Annotated in this window: 19 protein-coding genes; 9 read left to right on the forward strand and 10 right to left on the reverse strand. The window is 68.6% G+C overall.

The window, feature by feature from the left end; translation table 11 throughout:
- Positions 1–145 precede the first annotated feature (145 nt).
- On the forward strand, positions 146–1,135 hold the full coding sequence (locus tag AC3WQR_RS27520; RefSeq protein WP_492744982.1) for a hypothetical protein: 990 nt from the start codon (positions 146–148) through the stop codon (positions 1,133–1,135).
- Between the two features lie 70 nt (positions 1,136–1,205).
- On the opposite strand, the gene AC3WQR_RS27525 is transcribed toward AC3WQR_RS27520, so the two are convergent.
- On the reverse strand, positions 1,206–1,820 hold the full coding sequence (locus AC3WQR_RS27525) for a porin family protein (protein WP_492744984.1): 615 nt from the start codon (positions 1,818–1,820) through the stop codon (positions 1,206–1,208).
- Between the two features lie 339 nt (positions 1,821–2,159).
- Between AC3WQR_RS27525 and AC3WQR_RS27530 the strand changes: the two genes are divergently transcribed.
- Positions 2,160–2,609 (forward strand): 2'-5' RNA ligase family protein, encoded by a 450-nt coding sequence (locus AC3WQR_RS27530; protein ID WP_492744986.1) that lies wholly within the window; start codon positions 2,160–2,162, stop codon positions 2,607–2,609.
- On the opposite strand, the gene AC3WQR_RS27535 is transcribed toward AC3WQR_RS27530, so the two are convergent.
- Positions 2,606–3,526, reverse strand: coding sequence for a LysR family transcriptional regulator (locus AC3WQR_RS27535; RefSeq protein WP_062477812.1), 921 nt, complete (start codon positions 3,524–3,526; stop codon positions 2,606–2,608). The two genes, AC3WQR_RS27530 and AC3WQR_RS27535, sit on opposite strands and share 4 nt — an antisense overlap.
- Before the next feature lie 133 nt (positions 3,527–3,659).
- Between AC3WQR_RS27535 and AC3WQR_RS27540 the strand changes: the two genes are divergently transcribed.
- The 7 genes from AC3WQR_RS27540 (at position 3,660) to AC3WQR_RS27570 (ending at position 8,671) form a co-directional block, all read left to right on the forward strand.
- Positions 3,660–4,649 (forward strand): 2Fe-2S iron-sulfur cluster-binding protein, encoded by a 990-nt coding sequence (locus AC3WQR_RS27540; RefSeq protein ID WP_492696345.1) that lies wholly within the window; start codon positions 3,660–3,662, stop codon positions 4,647–4,649.
- A 28-nt stretch (positions 4,650–4,677) separates the two neighbouring features.
- Entirely contained in the window at positions 4,678–5,937 is a 1,260-nt protein-coding gene (locus AC3WQR_RS27545; protein WP_492744988.1) for an aromatic ring-hydroxylating dioxygenase subunit alpha, read from the forward strand.
- Complete coding sequence (locus tag AC3WQR_RS27550) at positions 5,934–6,416, forward strand: aromatic-ring-hydroxylating dioxygenase subunit beta (protein ID WP_492744990.1); 483 nt, start codon at positions 5,934–5,936, stop codon at positions 6,414–6,416. The genes AC3WQR_RS27545 and AC3WQR_RS27550 overlap by 4 nt, the downstream gene beginning before the upstream one ends.
- Positions 6,417–6,425: 9 nt before the next feature.
- On the forward strand, positions 6,426–6,794 hold the full coding sequence (locus AC3WQR_RS27555) for a chorismate mutase (RefSeq protein WP_492744992.1): 369 nt from the start codon (positions 6,426–6,428) through the stop codon (positions 6,792–6,794).
- Positions 6,791–7,756 carry a Bug family tripartite tricarboxylate transporter substrate binding protein gene (locus AC3WQR_RS27560; protein WP_492744994.1) on the forward strand — a complete coding sequence of 322 codons (966 nt, stop codon included), beginning with the start codon at positions 6,791–6,793 and terminating at the stop codon, positions 7,754–7,756. Before AC3WQR_RS27555 ends, AC3WQR_RS27560 begins: the two co-directional genes overlap by 4 nt.
- Positions 7,757–7,772: 16 nt before the next feature.
- Positions 7,773–8,093, forward strand: a complete 321-nt coding sequence (locus AC3WQR_RS27565; protein WP_056580656.1) for a non-heme iron oxygenase ferredoxin subunit — start codon at positions 7,773–7,775, stop codon at positions 8,091–8,093.
- An 86-nt stretch (positions 8,094–8,179) separates the two neighbouring features.
- Positions 8,180–8,671 (forward strand): RidA family protein, encoded by a 492-nt coding sequence (locus AC3WQR_RS27570; protein WP_492744996.1) that lies wholly within the window; start codon positions 8,180–8,182, stop codon positions 8,669–8,671.
- Positions 8,672–8,681: 10 nt separating this feature from the next.
- Here the strand turns inward: AC3WQR_RS27570 and AC3WQR_RS27575 are convergent, their stop codons facing one another.
- The 8 genes from AC3WQR_RS27575 to AC3WQR_RS27610 all read right to left on the reverse strand — a co-directional run bounded on the left by AC3WQR_RS27575 (position 8,682) and on the right by AC3WQR_RS27610 (position 16,324).
- Complete coding sequence (locus tag AC3WQR_RS27575; RefSeq protein WP_095745365.1) at positions 8,682–9,191, reverse strand: DinB family protein; 510 nt, start codon at positions 9,189–9,191, stop codon at positions 8,682–8,684.
- Positions 9,192–9,264: 73 nt separating this feature from the next.
- Complete coding sequence (locus AC3WQR_RS27580) at positions 9,265–10,545, reverse strand: amidohydrolase family protein (protein WP_492745001.1); 1,281 nt, start codon at positions 10,543–10,545, stop codon at positions 9,265–9,267.
- Positions 10,546–10,573: 28 nt separating this feature from the next.
- Positions 10,574–11,038: a hypothetical protein gene (locus AC3WQR_RS27585; protein WP_159276916.1), complete on the reverse strand. Its 465-nt coding sequence runs from the start codon at positions 11,036–11,038 to the stop codon at positions 10,574–10,576.
- Positions 11,039–11,045: 7 nt separating this feature from the next.
- Positions 11,046–11,969 (reverse strand): ABC transporter permease, encoded by a 924-nt coding sequence (locus AC3WQR_RS27590; protein WP_062477785.1) that lies wholly within the window; start codon positions 11,967–11,969, stop codon positions 11,046–11,048.
- Entirely contained in the window at positions 11,966–13,030 is a 1,065-nt protein-coding gene (locus tag AC3WQR_RS27595; RefSeq protein WP_492745008.1) for an ABC transporter permease, read from the reverse strand. The genes AC3WQR_RS27590 and AC3WQR_RS27595 overlap by 4 nt, the downstream gene beginning before the upstream one ends.
- Positions 13,030–14,619, reverse strand: coding sequence for an ABC transporter ATP-binding protein (locus AC3WQR_RS27600; RefSeq protein WP_492745004.1), 1,590 nt, complete (start codon positions 14,617–14,619; stop codon positions 13,030–13,032). Before AC3WQR_RS27600 ends, AC3WQR_RS27595 begins: the two co-directional genes overlap by 1 nt.
- Positions 14,616–15,362, reverse strand: coding sequence for an alpha/beta fold hydrolase (locus tag AC3WQR_RS27605; protein WP_492745006.1), 747 nt, complete (start codon positions 15,360–15,362; stop codon positions 14,616–14,618). Before AC3WQR_RS27605 ends, AC3WQR_RS27600 begins: the two co-directional genes overlap by 4 nt.
- A complete protein-coding gene (locus tag AC3WQR_RS27610; protein WP_206167779.1) occupies positions 15,353–16,324 on the reverse strand; it encodes a 5'-methylthioadenosine/S-adenosylhomocysteine nucleosidase in 972 nt (323 codons plus the stop codon). Before AC3WQR_RS27610 ends, AC3WQR_RS27605 begins: the two co-directional genes overlap by 10 nt.
- Positions 16,325–16,349: the final 25 nt, after the last annotated feature.

Raw genomic sequence — 16,349 nt, forward strand, 5'->3', positions numbered from 1 at the left:
AGGCTTGAGGGCGGACGGCGTGAGATTTGCCGGAGGGGGGTCAATGAAACGAAGAAATAGCCAGGCATCTGCAACTACTGCTCTGCCTGCTGCAATGGACCGTCAGAGCGAGACGGCGAGCGTCCCTGGGCGGAGCCTGACGGTCTTGCGAACGATTGCGGACGGCTATCCATGGAAGACGGTCGGATTCATTGCGTTCCTCGTCGGCTGCGGAGCTCTCTATGGCTATTTCGTTTCGATCGACTACGTTCCGCCGGACCTGATGGGCATCATGGCATTGGGGTCCATTGCAGCTCTGTGGCTCTTTCTCATCTGGTCATGCATGACCATCGTGCTGTTCGGAACTGCGGCTGTCATCGCGGCCTACGAAGTAAAGAGGCTCAGTCGGTTGACGATTTTTATCGGACAGTGGGCGTCCACCTTGTGTCTGGCCGCATGGGTGTTTCGTACATTTGATTGGTGGGGACTCGTTGCCGTCGCGGGTGGAGTGGCGGCAGCAGGCACCATCTATCGGCTGTTTCGAGAGAAGCCGAGACGATCTCCGTTGGATTTCTTCATGGCGGCCGCCGCAATTTTTCTCGGAGCCTCTTTCCTGCCCATGGGCGCGTACTTGGCGATCGACACCACTGGCGTCTTCAGGAACCCGCCCGACAGTTGGATCGACTGGCGCTTCGTCGCCTTTCCTGTGCTACTTGTTGCCTTGATGCTGGCGAACACCTTCGCAGCGAATGCCAATGCGCACGTCAACGCGATAGTCGTTTGGGGCGGTTGTCTTTTGGCGACCGCTGCAGTCTTCCTTGCACTCGGCGGACCTGCATACATCGGCACTGTGATCGCAGAAAGGGTCGGCTTGCGTTTGCCAGGCGTTTCAACCCTCAGTGTCTCGAAAGAAACTTGCTTGCGCGTGGTTGCAGCGATTCAACCCAAGGTCGTTCCCTCGGGCGGAAGTGATGTGCTGCCATGCGATGAGGTCTTGAATCTGATTCGTGCGGAAGTGCAACTGAGGTGGAGTGGCCGGTGGCTATTGGCAGTGAAAGAGATCAAGGGAACAAGAGTCCGAGTGGATGCGCCTCGAGTGACTATTCCTGATGATGGCACTCAACTTGTCATTCGATCGAAATCGGCGGCCTCATGACGCTGCTGACTCCTGAAACAGAAAAGCGCCGTACGGCGCTTTTCTGTTTGCTTCGGTAGACCTCTGGAAATCAGAAGTTCGCCTTCAAACCCACCGTGAACATCCCGCCCTTGGCCTGCTTCGACAGCTTGCCGAAGTAGTCGTAGTCGGCGGTGATCGCGAGGTTCTGCGTCATGCGGTATTCGGCGCCGACACCGACCATCAGGCCCGTGCCGCTGCCCGAAATACGCTGATTGGCCGGGGCCCACTTGTTGTCGCCGGAGATGCGTCCGCGTGCCACGCCGAGGCGGCCGTTGAGGGCGAAGGCGTCGCCCAGCGGCATGCGGGCGGTGGCGGCGGCGTAAAAGACCTGGCCGGTGCCGGTCTGCAGCCTGGAGCCGCCGTAGGCCGAGCTCCACTGGCTCACGCTGCCGAGGCGGGCGTAGCCGGCTTCCACGCCGAAGTGCTCGGTCAGGCGGTAGCCGCCATACAGCTTGTACGACGTGCCGCTCTTGTCGGCCTTCTTGCCGCCCCATGGCACGGGCACGGGGGCGTTTTTCGAGGACGACAGGCTGTAGCTGGAGCGGCCGATGGCGCCGCCGACATACAGCCCGGTGTCCTTGTCGAGACCGGCGGCGAAGGCGCCGACGGAGGCGGTGCCGAGCCAGAGGGCTGCGAGTGCGAGGCGGGTTTGCGTTTTCGTCAAGATGAAATCCTGTTGGTTGATTGAGCGATTGATTGAATGAATGCGTGGAGGGGCGGCGTGTCGTTGTTCGCCTTGCCGCCACCGTCCGACGATTCTCAAAAACCAAGCTGAAGGCGAGCTTCGCGTTTGCTGAAGGCCTCATGAAGGGCCCCTGCCATGGGAGATGATCGACATATGTCAGCTCAGCTTCTTCTTCCCGGAATCGATCCCCCGCCGCGGCCCCTGCCGCGGCCGCGCGGCACCCAGGCCCCTCGCAAGGCGCCGCTGCCGCACTCGCTTTTCTTTGCACTGCTTCCCACCCCGCAAGACGCCGAAACCATCGCCGCGCTCGGTGCGCGCATGAACTCCCAACACGCCCTGAAGGGCACGGTGGTCGAGGCGCAGCGCCTGCATGTCACGCTGTTCGACCTCGGCAACCACGACCAGGTGCCGGCCGACAAGGTAGCCCAGGCATCGACCGCGGCCGCCGCGGTGTCCGTGCCGGCGCTCGATGTCGTTTTCGAAAAGTCGATGAGCTACGCGAAAGGCGCGCTGGTGCTGTGCGCCGACGACGAGGCCAACGTCGCGGCGCTGCGCGTGTTCAGGCAACGCCTGGGCGAGGCGTTGGCCGATGTCGGCCTGAAGCCCGCGCGCGCGTTCACGCCGCACATGACCGTCGCCTATGCGCGGCGCAAGCTCGAAAAGCACGCGCTCGAAGCGCCTGCCCGGTGGACCGCCCATTCGCTGGTGCTCATCGACAGCCACGTGGGCGAGGGCGTGCACGAGGTGCTGGGCCGCTGGCCCGCCTAGGCGCCGTCCTGATCGGCAAAGGTGTCGAACAGCAGCCCGCGCAGCCACTGGTTGCCCGGGTCGCGGTGCACCTTCGCGTGCCAGAACAGGTTGATCGCGATCTGCGGCAGCGCCACGGGGTGCGGTCGCCACACCAGGCCGAAGGGCTCGGCGATGCTGCGCGCCAGCCGCTCGGGCACGGTCGCGATCATTTCGCTCGACTGCAGGATGTGGCCGATGGCCACGAAGTGCGGCACCTTGAGCCGGATGCGGCGCTGGATGCCCTGCGCCGCCATCACGTCGTCGGCCTTGCCATGGCCCGTGCCGGCGGCCTGCACCTGCACATGGTCGGCCGCGCTAAAGTCCTTCAGTGACACGCTGCGCTTGCGCGCCAGCGGGTGCGTACCCGCGAACAGGCACACATAACGCTGCAGGAACAGCCGGCGCTGGAACACGCCCGACTTGAGCTGCGGCAGCAGGCCGATGGCGATGTCGACATGGCCGGCCTCCAGGTCGTCGCGCAGGTGGGTCGCGGTGTTGTTGCGCAGCGTGCTGATGGTCACGCCCGGCGCGGCGGCCGAGAGCGTTTCCATGAGGCGCGGCGTGAAGTAGATCTCGCCGATGTCGGTCATGGCGAGCGTGAAGCTGCGCGTGCTCGTGGCGGGGTCGAACACCACCTGCTGGTTGAGCGCCGTGTGCAGCGCGCCCATGGCGTAGGCCACCGGCTCGGCCAGCTGCAGCGCGAAGGGCGTGGGCTCCATGCCGCGTGCGGTGCGCAGAAAAAGCTCGTCGCCCAGCAGCTTGCGCAGGCGCGCCAGCGCGTTGCTGATGGCGGGTTGCGACAGGCCCAGCGACTCGGCCACGGCCGACACGCGCTTCTCAGCCAGCATGCGGTCGAACACCAGCAGCAGGTTGAGGTCGATGTCCTTGAGTTGCATGGCGCACCTTTATTCATGCCGGTGATACAGCCGATTCACCAGATTCTATTGGTCAATCGGAAGAGGCCGCGCATCATCCGTGCCCAGAGACAAGCCGGCCCTGCCGCCGGCGCGAGAAAAAGAGAGCCCGACGATGGACCTGCACATTCACCCCCTTGCCCGCACCCTCGAGGTCCGCCCCGGCGCGAACCTGCTCGAGGTGCTGCGCGAGCACCAGGTGCCGGTGTCGTACAGCTGCATGTCGGGGCGCTGCGGCACCTGCCGCTGCAAGGTGGTGTCGGGGCAGCTGCTCGACGGCGGCCAGGACGCGATCCGGCCCGACGGGCAGGGCGAGCGCTACGTGCTGGCCTGCCAGAGCACGCTGACCGAAAGCTGCACCATCGAGATTCCCGAGCCCGACGAGGTGGTGGTGCACCCGGCGCGCGTGCTCAAGGCCACGGTCACGGGCATCGACGTGCTCACGCACGACATCCGCCGTCTGCGCCTCAAGCCCAACAAGCCGCTGGCGTTCTCGCCGGGCCAGTACGCGCAGCTGCAGTTCGGCCCCGAGCTGGCGCGCCCGTACTCGATGGCCGGGCTGAGCCGCGACGCGGAGCTCGAATTCCACGTACGCCGCGTGCCGGGTGGCCGCGTCACCGCCCACATCTTCGAACAACTGCGCGTGGGCGACACGGTGCGCGTGAGCGGCCCGCTGGGCACTGCCTACCTGCGCACCAAGCACCGCGGGCCGATGCTCTGCGCGGCGGGCGGCACGGGGCTCGCGCCCATCCTGTCGATCGTGCGCGGCGCGGTCGCGGCGGGGCTGATGCAGCCGATCCATCTCTACCTCGGCGTGCGTTCCGACGCCGACGTGTACGGCCTGCCCGAGCTGCGCGAGTTGCAGGCGCAGCATCCGGGCCTGAAGGTGCACGTCGTGGTGGTCGCCGGCCCCGCGCGCGACGGCCAGCGGCTGGGGCTCATCACCGACGCGATCCGCGCCGACCTGCCCGCGGGGCTCGACGGCTGGCGTGCCTACCTGTGCGGCTCGCCACCGATGGTGGAGGCCGCAAGCCGGCTGGTGCAGGCACACGGCCTGGCGCCCGAGCAGACGCATGCCGATGCCTTCTACCTGCAAGGCACCTGAAGAACCGAACAAGAGAAAAGGAGACCCGATGACCACGCCAGCCGTCTTCCCCATCGAACTGCACTGGGAGAGCGAGAAGACCAGCCGCATTCCCTTCATGGCCTACACCGACGAGGCCCTGCACAAGAAGGAACTGCAGCGCTTCTTCTACGACAAGCACTGGTGCTATGTCGGCCTCGAAGCCGAGATCCCGAACCCGGGCGATTTCAAGCGCACCGCCATCGGCGAGCGCTCGGTCATCCTGTCGCGCGACGAAGAAGGCGCCATCCACGTGTTCGAGAACGTCTGCGCGCACCGCGGCATGCAGTTCTGCCGCGAGCGCCACGGCAACAAGAAGGAGTTCGTCTGCCCGTATCACCAGTGGAACTACACGCTCAAGGGTGACCTGCAGGGCGTGCCGTTCCGCCGTGGCGTGAAGCAGGATGGCAAGGTCCACGGCGGCATGCCGGCCGACTTCAAGACCGAGGACCACGGCCTGAACAAGCTCAAGGTCGCGTCGCGCGGCGGCGTGGTGTTCGCGTCGTTCGACCACGACATCGAATCGTTCGAAGATTTTCTCGGCCCCGACATCCTTCATTACTTCGACCGCCTGTTCGACGGCCGCAAGCTCACCATCCTGGGCTACAGCCGCCAGCGCATTCCGGGCAACTGGAAGCTCATGCAGGAGAACATCAAGGACCCGTACCACCCCGGCCTGCTGCACACCTGGTTCGTGACCTTCGGGCTCTGGCGCGCCGACAACAAGTCGGAGCTGAAGATGGACGCGCACGGCCGTCACGCCGCCATGATCTCCACGCGCGGCAGCGCCGGCAAGGCCGCGCAGGTGACGCAGGTGTCGAGCTTCAAGGAGAGCATGCAGCTCAAGGACCCGCGCTTTCTGGACATCGTGCCCGAGCCCTGGTGGGGCGGGCCAACGGCGGTGATGATGACGCTGTTCCCCAGCCTCATCCTGCAGCAGCAGGTCAACAGCGTGTCGACGCGCCACATCCAGCCCGTGGGCCACGACGCCTTCGATTTCGTCTGGACGCATTTCGGCTTCGAGGACGACACGCCCGAGATGACGCAGCGTCGCCTGCGCCAGGCCAACCTGTTCGGGCCGGCGGGCTTCGTGTCGGCCGACGACGGCGAGGTGATCGAGTTCTCGCAGGAAGGCTTCGAGCAGAAGCCCTACCACCGCACGCTGGCCGAGCTCGGCGGGCGCGAGGTGGAGAACACCGACCACATGGTGACCGAGACGCTGATCCGCGGCATGTACCGCTACTGGCGCGAAGTGATGGAGGCCGCATGAGCACGCTCGACACCGCCACCTACCTCGACCTGTCGCGCCTGTATGCGGCCTACGCGCACGCCGTCGATTCGGGCGACTGGGACCTGTGGCCCGCGTTCTTCACCGAGCAGTGCAGCTACCGCCTGCAGCCGCGCGAGAACCACGAACGCGGCCTGCCGCTGGCCACGCTCTCGTTCGAAAGCCGGGGCATGCTCGAAGACCGCGTCTACGGCATCAAGGAGACGCTGTTCCACGACCCGTACTACCAGCGCCACGTGGTGGGCCTGCCGCTGGTACACCGCGTCGACGACTACGGCACCATCCACAGCGAGGCCAACTACGCAGTGTTCCGCACCAAGCTCGACGGGCCGTCGACCGTGTTCAATGTCGGCCGCTACATCGACAAGGTCGTGCAGACCCCCGAGGGCTTGAAGTTCGCGTCGCGCCTGTGCGTGTTCGACAGCGAAATGATCCCGAACTCCATCATTTACCCCATCTGAAATAGAGCCATGCCAGAAAAAGAACCAGAGACCCACGGTGCCCCGTTGCGCCGCTTCACCGACCCGGCCTACGTGCCGCTGTGCGCCAACCTCGCTGAAGTGCGAGAGAACATCGACCGGCTCGACCGCCAGATCGTCGCGCTGCTGGCCGAGCGCGGCCGCTACGTGAAGGACGCCGCGCGCTTCAAGCGCGACGCCTTCCAGGTGTCGGCGCCGCGGCGCCAGCAGGAGGTGATCGACAAGGTGAAGGCGCTCGCCGAGAAGGAGGGCGCCTACCCGGAGGTGGTCGAGGCCGCCTACCGCGCGCTCATCGCGGGCTTCATCGCGCGCGAGCAGCAGGACCATCTGGGCATGGCCGACGTGGAGGTGCAGCCATGACGCGCGCACGCCTCTTCGTCGCCTTCACCGCCGTGGCCATGGCCACGGCTGCCCATGCGCAGGAATGGCCGCAGCGCCCCGTGCGCATCGTGGTGCCGTTCGCGGCGGGCTCGTCGCCCGACATCCTGGCGCGCATCGTCAACGACAAGCTCGCGGCGCGCATCGGCCAGCCGCTCATCGTCGAGAACAAGCCCGGCGCGGGCGGCAACAGCGGCACCGACTCCGTCTCGAAGGCGCAGCCCGACGGCTACACCTTCCTGCTGTCGGTGAACGCGCCGCTGGTCTACAACACCATCCTCTACAAGAACCTGCCGTACGACCCGTTCAAGGACCTCGTGCCCGTGTCGCTGGCCGCGACCACGCCGAACGTCTGCGCGGTCTCCAATTCGATGGGCGTCGATTCGGTCAAGGGCTGGCTGGCGGCGATGAAGAAGAACCCCGGCAAGTTCAACTTCGCCTCGACCGGCAACGGCTCGATCTCGCACCTGGGCGTGGAGCTCATCAAGGCCAAGACGCAGTCGTTCGCGGTGCACATCCCGTACGCGTCGTCGGGCCAGGCCGTCACGGCCATCGTGCAGGGCGACGTGCAGTACGCCTGCCTGCCGCCGGTCACGGTGATGCCGCAGGCCAAGGCTGGCCGCCTCAAGGCGCTGGCCGTCACCTCGGCCGAGCGCTCGGCGCTGCTGCCCGAGCTGCCGACGTTGCGTGAGTCGGGCCTGCCCGACATCCAGGCCGTGCCATGGTTCGCCTACATGGCGCCCAAGGGCACGCCGAACGACGTGGTGCAGCGCATGAGCCGCGAGATCGCTGCCACGCTGAAAGACCCCGACACGGTCAAGCGCCTGCAGACCGCGTACTTCGACCCCGTGGGCAGCACGCCCGAAGGCCTGTCGAAGTTCATGGACGAGGAACTGCGCCGCTGGAAGCCGGTGATCGACCGCGCCGGCCTCAAGCCCGATTGAGAAAAGGGAGCACACGATGAGCACGATGACCTGGGTCGACGCCGCGGCGGTCGACGACGTTCCCGCCGACGACGTGGTCGGCATCGAGGTGCAGGGGCGCGACATCGCGCTGTACGGCACCGACGACGGCATCCACGCCACCGACAACATCTGCACGCACGGCCATGCGCGGCTGTGCGACGGTTTTCTCGAAGGCCACGAGATCGAATGCCCGCTGCACCAGGGCCGCTTCGACGTGCGCAGCGGCAAGGCCATGTGCGCGCCGCTCACCGAAGACCTGCGCACCTACCCGGTGAAGATCGAGGGCGGGCGGGTGTTCCTGGCGTTCGAAGGCTGAACTGTTCTGCCTGCGGCGGGCGTGATCTGTATCGGTTCGCGCCGGACCGGTTGGCGACAATGGCGGCCCGTTTTCCTGGACATCCGATGACAGAACCACACAGCCGCGACCAGATCGCCGACCTGATTGCCGCCGAACTGGGCCATAGCTTCGACGGCGAGATCCTGGCCGGTGGCCATTACGTGCCGCTGGTGCGCGACGGCCGCACCGTCTACCTCAGCGGCCAGGTGCCGCGCGTGGGCACCACGGTGGTCGTCACCGGCCGCGTGGGCGATGCGGTGTCGCTCGACACCGCGCGCGAAGGCGCCCAGATCTGCGCGCTGCGCAGCCTCGCGTTGCTGCGCCGCGCACTCGGCTCGCTCGATGCGGTCGAGAAGGTGCTGCGCGTGGGCGTGTTCGTGCAGTGCACCGCCGACTTCACGCAGCAAAGCGAGGTGGCCGATGCCGCGTCCGACCTGCTGCACCGTGTGTTCGGCGAAGCCGGCGTGCATGTGCGCACGGCGGTCGGCGTCTATGCGCTGCCGAAGAATGCGACGGTCGAGGTCGAGATGACTGTCTCGGCTATTGACGCGGCCTGAGCCTGCCGCGTCAGCCGCGTTCGCGGCGCGCGGGTTCGCTGCGGTGCAGGTGCACCGCCAGCGTGTCGCGCGGCGGGCGCACCGCGCATTGCGCCAGCAGCCGGCCGGCTTCGCCCCGGTGGTAGCCGTTGTGCGTCACGACATGGGCCAACATCTCTTCGCGCGTCATGCGACCTTTGTCGCCGTCGGTGAACACGAAGGGCAGCGGCTCGGCCAGCAGCGCCGGCGTGAGCGTGTCGAGGTAAGCGAGGTACCAGCGGTCGGACTCGGCCACGGCCGCGCGCAGGTCGGCCAGCGTGGGCGTCTCAGGCGTGTTGTCGTCGGTGAAGCCGTGCGGCGTGCCCGTGAGGTGGCCCGCGAAGATCCGGTTCACCACGTGGGCATGGTTGACCACGCGGATCGCGGCATGCCGGGCGTCGGCGTGCTGCACGGGGTCGAGGCTGGCCATGCGGTCCAGCAGCTCGTCGTTGGCCCACGCGTGGTACTGGAACAGCGTGCGCAGCAGGGGTGGGGCGCTCATGTCGGGTGTGTCCTTGTCATCGGGGAGCCCGGATGTTCGCGGCAGGCGCGGCGCCTGTCCAGCCGCCACCGGATCAGCGCTCGCCGAGCATCCAGCGCGTGCGGTCGCCGCGCCCCGGCAGGTGCAGCGCGGCCGTGGCCGCGGGCGTCTCGGCCAGCAGCCGGCCCTTGCGGAACACCTTGAGCCGCGTTGCGCGCAGGCGGATGGCCTCGACCGGGTCGCGCGCCTGCAGCAGCACGAAGCTGGCGTCGCAGCCGGCTTCCAGGCCGTAGCCGTCCAGGTGCATCACGCGCGCCGCGCGCGTGGTCACGGCCTCGAAGCACTGGTGGATGCCGGCCTGGCCGGTCATCTGCGCCACGTGCAGGCCCATGTGGGCCACCTCGAGCATGTCGCCCGAGCCCATGCCGTACCACGGGTCCATCACGCAGTCGTGGCCGAAGGCGACGTTCACGCCGGCCGCCAGCAGCTCGGGCACGCGCGTCATGCCGCGGCGCTTGGGGTAGCTGTCGTGGCGGCCCTGCAGCGTGATGTTGATGAGCGGGTTCGACACCACGCTCACGCCGCTCTCGGCGATCAGCGGCAGCAGCTTGCTCACGTAGTAGTTGTCCATCGAGTGCATCGAGGTGCAGTGCGAGCCGGTCACGCGGCCCTGCAGGCCCAGGCGCAGCGTTTCGGCGGCCAGGGTCTCGATGTGGCGCGAGAGCGGGTCGTCCGACTCATCGCAGTGCATGTCGACCAGCTTGCCGCGCTCGGCCGCGAGCTCGCACAGCAGCTTCACGCTGGCCGCGCCGTCGGCCATGGTGCGTTCGAAGTGCGGAATGCCGCCGACCACGTCCACGCCCTTGTCGAGCGCGCGCGTGAGGTTGTCGACGCCGCCCGGCGAGCGCAGCACGCCATCCTGCGGAAAGGCCACCAGCTGCAGGTCGATGTAGGGCGCCACCTGGCGCTTCACCTCGAGCAGCGCATCGACCGCGAGCAGGCTGGGGTCGCTCGTGTCCACGTGCGAGCGGATCGCCAGCAGGCCCTTCGCCACGGCCCAGTCGCAATACGCGAGCGCACGTTCGATGAGCGCGTCGGCCGTGAGCAGCGGCTTGAGCTCGCCCCACAGCGCAATGCCTTCGAGCAGCGTGCCGCTCTGGTTGACGCGCGGCTGGCCGTAGCTCAGCGTGGCGTCCATGTGGAAATGCGGGTCGACGAAATGCGGCGTGAGGAGCAGGCCCTGGGCGTCGAGCGTCTCGTGCGCGGGCGCGGCCAGGCCAGGCGTGACCTCGGCGATGCGGCCGTCCTGCACGGCAACCGACATGCCGGTGCGGCCGTCGGGGAGGGTGGCGTTGGTGATGAGGAGGTCGAGCATCGGTGGGGTGTCTTTTTTCGAGGGGCGCTCAGCGCGTGCGCTGCGCGCGGAAGCGGTATTGCCCTGCGGCCGGCCCGACCTCGATGGTCACGCGGCGCAGCTTGTCGTCGTGGCCCGAGTCGGCCTTGGCCGTCACCACGATGCCGCGCGGCGTGGCGCGACAGGTGAGTTCGCTCAGGGAAATTTCCGCGTGGTCGTTGTCGAGCTCGGCGATGGCGGTCGTGTGCACGGCGTAGAGGCTGTAGCTGCGGTCGGCTTCGCCGCGCGCCATCCACTGCACGTAGAGGAACGACTGCGCGAAGGCTTCGGCGTGGATCACGCGGTAGGTGCCGTGGTGGTCGGGGCCCCAGGTGCCGCAGGTCTGCACCCAGGTGACGGCGTCGTGGGTGGCGAAGCGCTCGGGGCCGTAGTCGGCACCCAATGCATGAGCGCCATTGCCGGCCAGGGCGAGCAGCGCGGTGGCCAGCAGGCGACGGAGGCGGGGCCGCGTCATCGGCATGTCAGCGTTCTCCCTTGCGGTAGGGTTTCATCAGCGCCTGCGGGTAGCTGGCCTTGCGCGCCACCAGCACCAGCGCCAGGATCGACAGCAGGTAGGGCAGCATCAGGTACAGCTGGTAAGGCAGCACGGCATCGCCCGATTGTTGCAGCCGCAGCTGCAGCGCGTCGAAGAAGGCGAACAGCAGCGCGCCGAGCAGGGCCTTGCCGGGTCGCCACGACGCGAACACCACCAGCGCCACGCAGATCCAGCCGCGGCCATTCACCATGTTGAAGAAGAAGGCGTTGAAGGCCGACAGCGTGAGGAACGCGCCGGCCACGCCCATCAGCGCCGAGCCCGCCACGATGGCGCCGGTGCGCGTGGCCGCGACCGACACGCCCTGGCTCTCGGCTGCCTGCGGGTTCTCGCCCACCATGCGCAGCGCCAGGCCCAGCGGCGTGCGGTACAGCACCCAGGCCACCGCCGGCACCAGCAGCAGCGCGAACAGCGTGAGCGCGGTCTGCGCGCCGAGGATGGGCACGGGCAGCCAGTCCATCGGCGCGAAGGGCGTGATGGTCGGCGGCGTGTTCACCTTCGGAAAGCTCACGCGGTAGCCGAAGTAGCTCAGCGCCGTGGCCAGCAGCGTGATGCCCAGCCCCGAGACGTGCTGCGACAGCGCGAGCCCGACGGTCAGGAAGGCGTGCAGCAATCCGAACACCATGCCCGTGAGCGCGGCCACGCCGACGCCGGCCCACAGCGGCGCGCCGGCGTACACCGCGAGCCAGCCGGTGAAGGCGCCCGCGACCATGATCCCCTCGATGCCCAGGTTGAGCACGCCCGCGCGTTCGCACAGCAGCACGCCCAGCGTGCCCAGGATGAGCGGCGTGGCGATGCGCAGCACCGCGACCCAGAAGGCGGGGTTGGAAAGAATGTCGAGCAGGTCGGTCATTTCGTCACCCGCACGCGGAACTGCGTGAGCAGCGTGGCCACCAGCACCGCGATCAGCGAGGCCGCGACGATCACATCGGCGATGTAGGTCGGCACGCCCACGGCGCGGCTCATGGTGTCGGCGCCGACCAGCACGCCGGCCACGAACACGCCGGCGGCGATCACGCCCAGCGGGTGCAGCCCGGCCAGCATCGCGATCACGATGCCGGTGTAGCCGTAGCCCGGCGACATGTCGAGCGTGACGTAGCTCGTGCGGCCCGCCACCTCGATGGCGCCGGCCAGCCCGGCCAGCGCGCCCGAGAGCAGCGCCACCATCACCACGGTGCGCGTCACCGGCACGCCGGCGAAGGCGGCGGCGCGGGCATTGGCACCGACCGCGCGGATGTCGAAGCCCAGCACCGTGTACTTGAAGATCGCCCACACGATCACCGCGAGCGACACCGCCCACAGCAGCCCGGTGTGCACGCGCGTCTGGGCGATGAGCTTGCCCAGCTCCAGGTCGGACTGTAGCGACACGCTCTGCGGCCAGCCCATCGCCGTCGGGTCTTTCATCGGCCCGTCGAGCAGCGCCGACACGCCCAGCAGCACGATGAAGTTGATGAGCAGCGTGGTCACGACCTCGTCGACGCCGAGCTTGTTCTTCATGAGCGCCGGGCCGAGCAGCATCAAGGCGCCCGCGACCGCAGCGGCCAGCATCATCAACGGGAACAGCACCCACGGCGACAACTCGAAGCCCGTGCCGCCGTGCATGCCGCCGACGGCCACGGCGGCGAGTGCTCCCGCGAACAGCTGCCCCTCGGCGCCGATGTTGAAGAGCCGCGCCTTGAACGCGACCGTGGCGGCCAGGCCGGTGAGGATCAGCGGAATGGCCCGCGTCAGCGTTTCGCTCCACGCGAACACCGAGCCGAAGCCGCCCTGCAGCAGCAGCGCGTAGGTGCGGCCGACCGGCGCACCGGCCCAGCGCACGAGCAGCGCGCTCACCAGCAGCGTGAACACGACCGCGCCGATGGGGGCCAGCACCAGCGCGGCGCGCGAGCTTTCGTGGCGTCGTTCGAGGCGCATCATGCGGCGGCTCCCGGGCGTTGCGGCGCGGTGGCGCCGGCCATCGCCAGGCCGATGGCCTCGCGCGTCCAGGCCGCAGCCGGGCGCGCTTCGCCGAGGTGGCCGCCGTGCATCACGGCCACGCGGTCGCCGAGCGCGAGCACTTCGTCGAGGTCGTCCGAAATCACCAGCACCGCCGCACCGGCATCGCGCGCGGCAATGAGCTGCTGCTGCACGTAGGCGACGGCGCCGATGTCCAGGCCCCAGGTCGGCTGGTGCGCGACGATGAGGCGCGGGGCGCGGTTCGGGTACTTCTTGTTGTCGGTGTCTTGTTCCACTTGCTCGGGCGCCAGCAGCGCCCGCCCCAGGATCAGTTTCTGCATGTTGCCGCCCGAGAGCGAACGGGCCGGCGACATCAGGCCGGCGCCGCGCACGTCGAAGGCTTTCTCGATGCGCCGGGCGTGCAGCCGCGCCGCGGCGCGCCGGACGATGAACGACCAGCGTGAAAAGACGGGGCTGCGCAGCCGCTCGGACACGGCGTTCTCCCACACCGGCAGGTCGCCGACCACGCCGACCGCGTGCCGGTCTTCGGGGATGCGTGCCACGCCGCGCTGCACCAGCCGGGCGGGCGAGGGCGGCAGCGCGCGGCCCATGAACTGCGCGCTGCCGGAGACGGCGCGGCGCGTGCCGCTCAGCAGCTCGGCCAGCGCGACCTGGCCGTTGCCGGAGACGCCCGCGATGGCGGTGATCTCGCCCGCGCGCAGCGTGAGCGACACCTCGCGCAGGCGGTCCTGCCCGCCGTCCTTGGCGGACGCGGTGCTCACGTGGTCGAGCACGCAGACCGCGTCGCCCACCGACTTGGCGGGCCGGCGCTGCGGCGCCTCGACCGCGTGGCCGACCATCCACAGCGCGAGCTGCGCCTGCGTGGTGTCGGCCGTGCGCGCCTCGGCGACCAGCTTGCCGCCGCGCAGCACCGCGATGCGCTGCGACACCCGCAGCACCTCGCCGAGCTTGTGGCTGATGAAGATGACCGACAGGCCCTGCGCCACCATCTGCGCGAGCGTGGCGAAGAGCGCCTCGCTCTCCTGCGGCGTGAGCACGGCCGTGGGCTCGTCGAGGATCAGGATGCGCGCGCCGCGGTACAGCGCCTTCAGGATTTCCACGCGCTGGCGCTCGCCGACCGAGAGGCTGCCGATCGTCGCGTCGGGCTGCACCGGCAGGCCGAAGCGCTGGGCGACCTCGAGCAGCCGCGAACGGGCCGCCGCACGGCGCGAGACCGGGCGCCACAGCGGCTCGGTGCCCATCGTCACGTTGTCGAGCACGCTGAGGTTGTCGGCCAGCGTGAAGTGCTGGTGCACCATGCCCACGCCGGCGGCCAGCGCGGCCTTGGGGTTGCCGGGCGGCAGGGGCGAGCCGAACACTTCGATGCGGCCTTCGTCGGCGACATAGTGGCCGAACAGGATCGACATCAGCGTCGACTTGCCGGCGCCGTTCTCGCCGAGCAGCGCGAGCACTTCGCCGGCCTGCAGGTCGAGGGAGATGGCGTCGTTGGCCACGAGCGGGCCGAAGCGCTTGGTGATGCCCTGGAGGCGGAGCACGGTGGGGTTCATGGGCAGACGGGTGGCGACGGCAGGTCGCGGCAGAAATTCTCGATGGCCCGGGCGGAGGCGGCGGGCGAGGCCTGCAGCAGGCCGTGGGGGCCGTCGAGCTGCACCAGGTGCAACGCCGACAGCCCGCGCTGAATGGCGGCCACCGCGCGGCGCGGCACCACGCGGTCCTGCAGCGCCTGCAGGTACATGGCGGGCACGCCGACCCGCGGCAGCTTGTCGCGCACGTCGACGCGCTGCACTTCCTTCATGCGGTGGGTCATGACGGCGACCGACACCTGCTTCAGCGAAGCCTGGAGCATGTCCGACAGCTGCGGCGACGCCGAGCCGCCCAGCAGCAGGTGCCGCATCGGCGCGCGCATGAGTTTCGAATGCAGCAGGCGCATCGACAGGTCGAGCAGGCCCGCGCGCATCAGCGCCAGGCCGGGCGCGGGCCGGCGCGCGAAGCTGCAGCACAGGATGAGGCCACGCAGCCCCGGCGGGCGCGAGGCCGCGAGGGAGATGGCCAGCGGCCCGGAAAACGATTCGCCGAGCAGCACGAAGGGCTGATGCGTTGGCAGTTGCGCGCGCACCATCGCTTCGAGTTCGTCGTAGCCCAGCACCTCGCGGCCCGGGTAGCGCACGACGTCGATGGCGGCCTGCGGCCCCAGGGCCTGCGCCAGCGGCGCGAAGAGATCGCCGGTGCCGTCCATGCCCGGCAGCAACACAAGACGAGGCAGGCGCCCGGGCGCCACCGTCACTTCCACGCGGCCAGGAAGGCCAGCATGACCTTGGCCGAGTTGTCGGCCGCGATGCTCATGAAGGTGCCCATCTCGTTCTCGCCGTCGCCGCCGCCCGCGAGGTCGCTGAGCGAGCGGAAGGCGATGTAGGGCACGCCGTTGCTGTAGGCGACCATGCCCACGGCGGCGGTTTCCATGTCGAGCACGTTGGCCTGGAAGGTCTTGTAGGTGTATTCGCGGTAGGCCTTGTTGTCCATGAAGGCCTGGCCCGACACGCCGTTGCCGCCCACCACCAGCTGCGGCTTGCGCGGCAGGCACTTGCCGGCGCCGCAGTTCGCCAGCTCGACGTTGCGGATGCTGCGCGCCACCTCGAGCATCTTCGGATCGGCCGCGAACCAGAACTTGCGCTCGATGCCCGGCTTGGCCGCCGAGCGCACCTCGACCGGGCGCGGGAAGTTCATGCCGAAGTTGGGCAGCGTCGCGTCGGTGATGAAGGGCGGCGCGCTGTACTTGCCGGGTGCGGTCTCGCGCGCCATGAGCACCTCGAGGTACTGGCCCCACTGGGCCGGCACCGTCACGTCGCCCACGTGCAGCGACGGGTTCACGCCACCCGCGATGCCGCTGAACACGATGCCGCTGATGCGAAAGCGGTTGAGCACGAGCTGCGTGTTCATGGTCGCGTTCGTCATGCTGATGCCCGAGAGGAACAGCACCACCGGCTTGCCTTCGAGCGTGCCGGTGGTGAACTCGACGCCGTTCACGCTGTGTTTGCGGGGGCCCTGCAGGCGCGTGAGCAGCAGCTTGAGCTCGGGCTCGAAGGCCGAGATCACGGCCAGGCGCGGCGTGTCGTCCAGCCGCGTGCTGCTATTGATGCTGACGACGTCCGACTTGTAGACGCCGACGCAGCCCGTCAGCACGAGACCGAGCGCGGCGGCCAGGACCGGGCCGCGCAGGCGCTGGAGAAGCGAGGAAGTGTTCGTCATGGTCATCAGGAGTTGGTGGGCGGGAGGGAGG

The sequence above is a fragment of the Variovorax sp. FW305-3-2-15-B-LB1 genome (assembly GCF_058787635.1).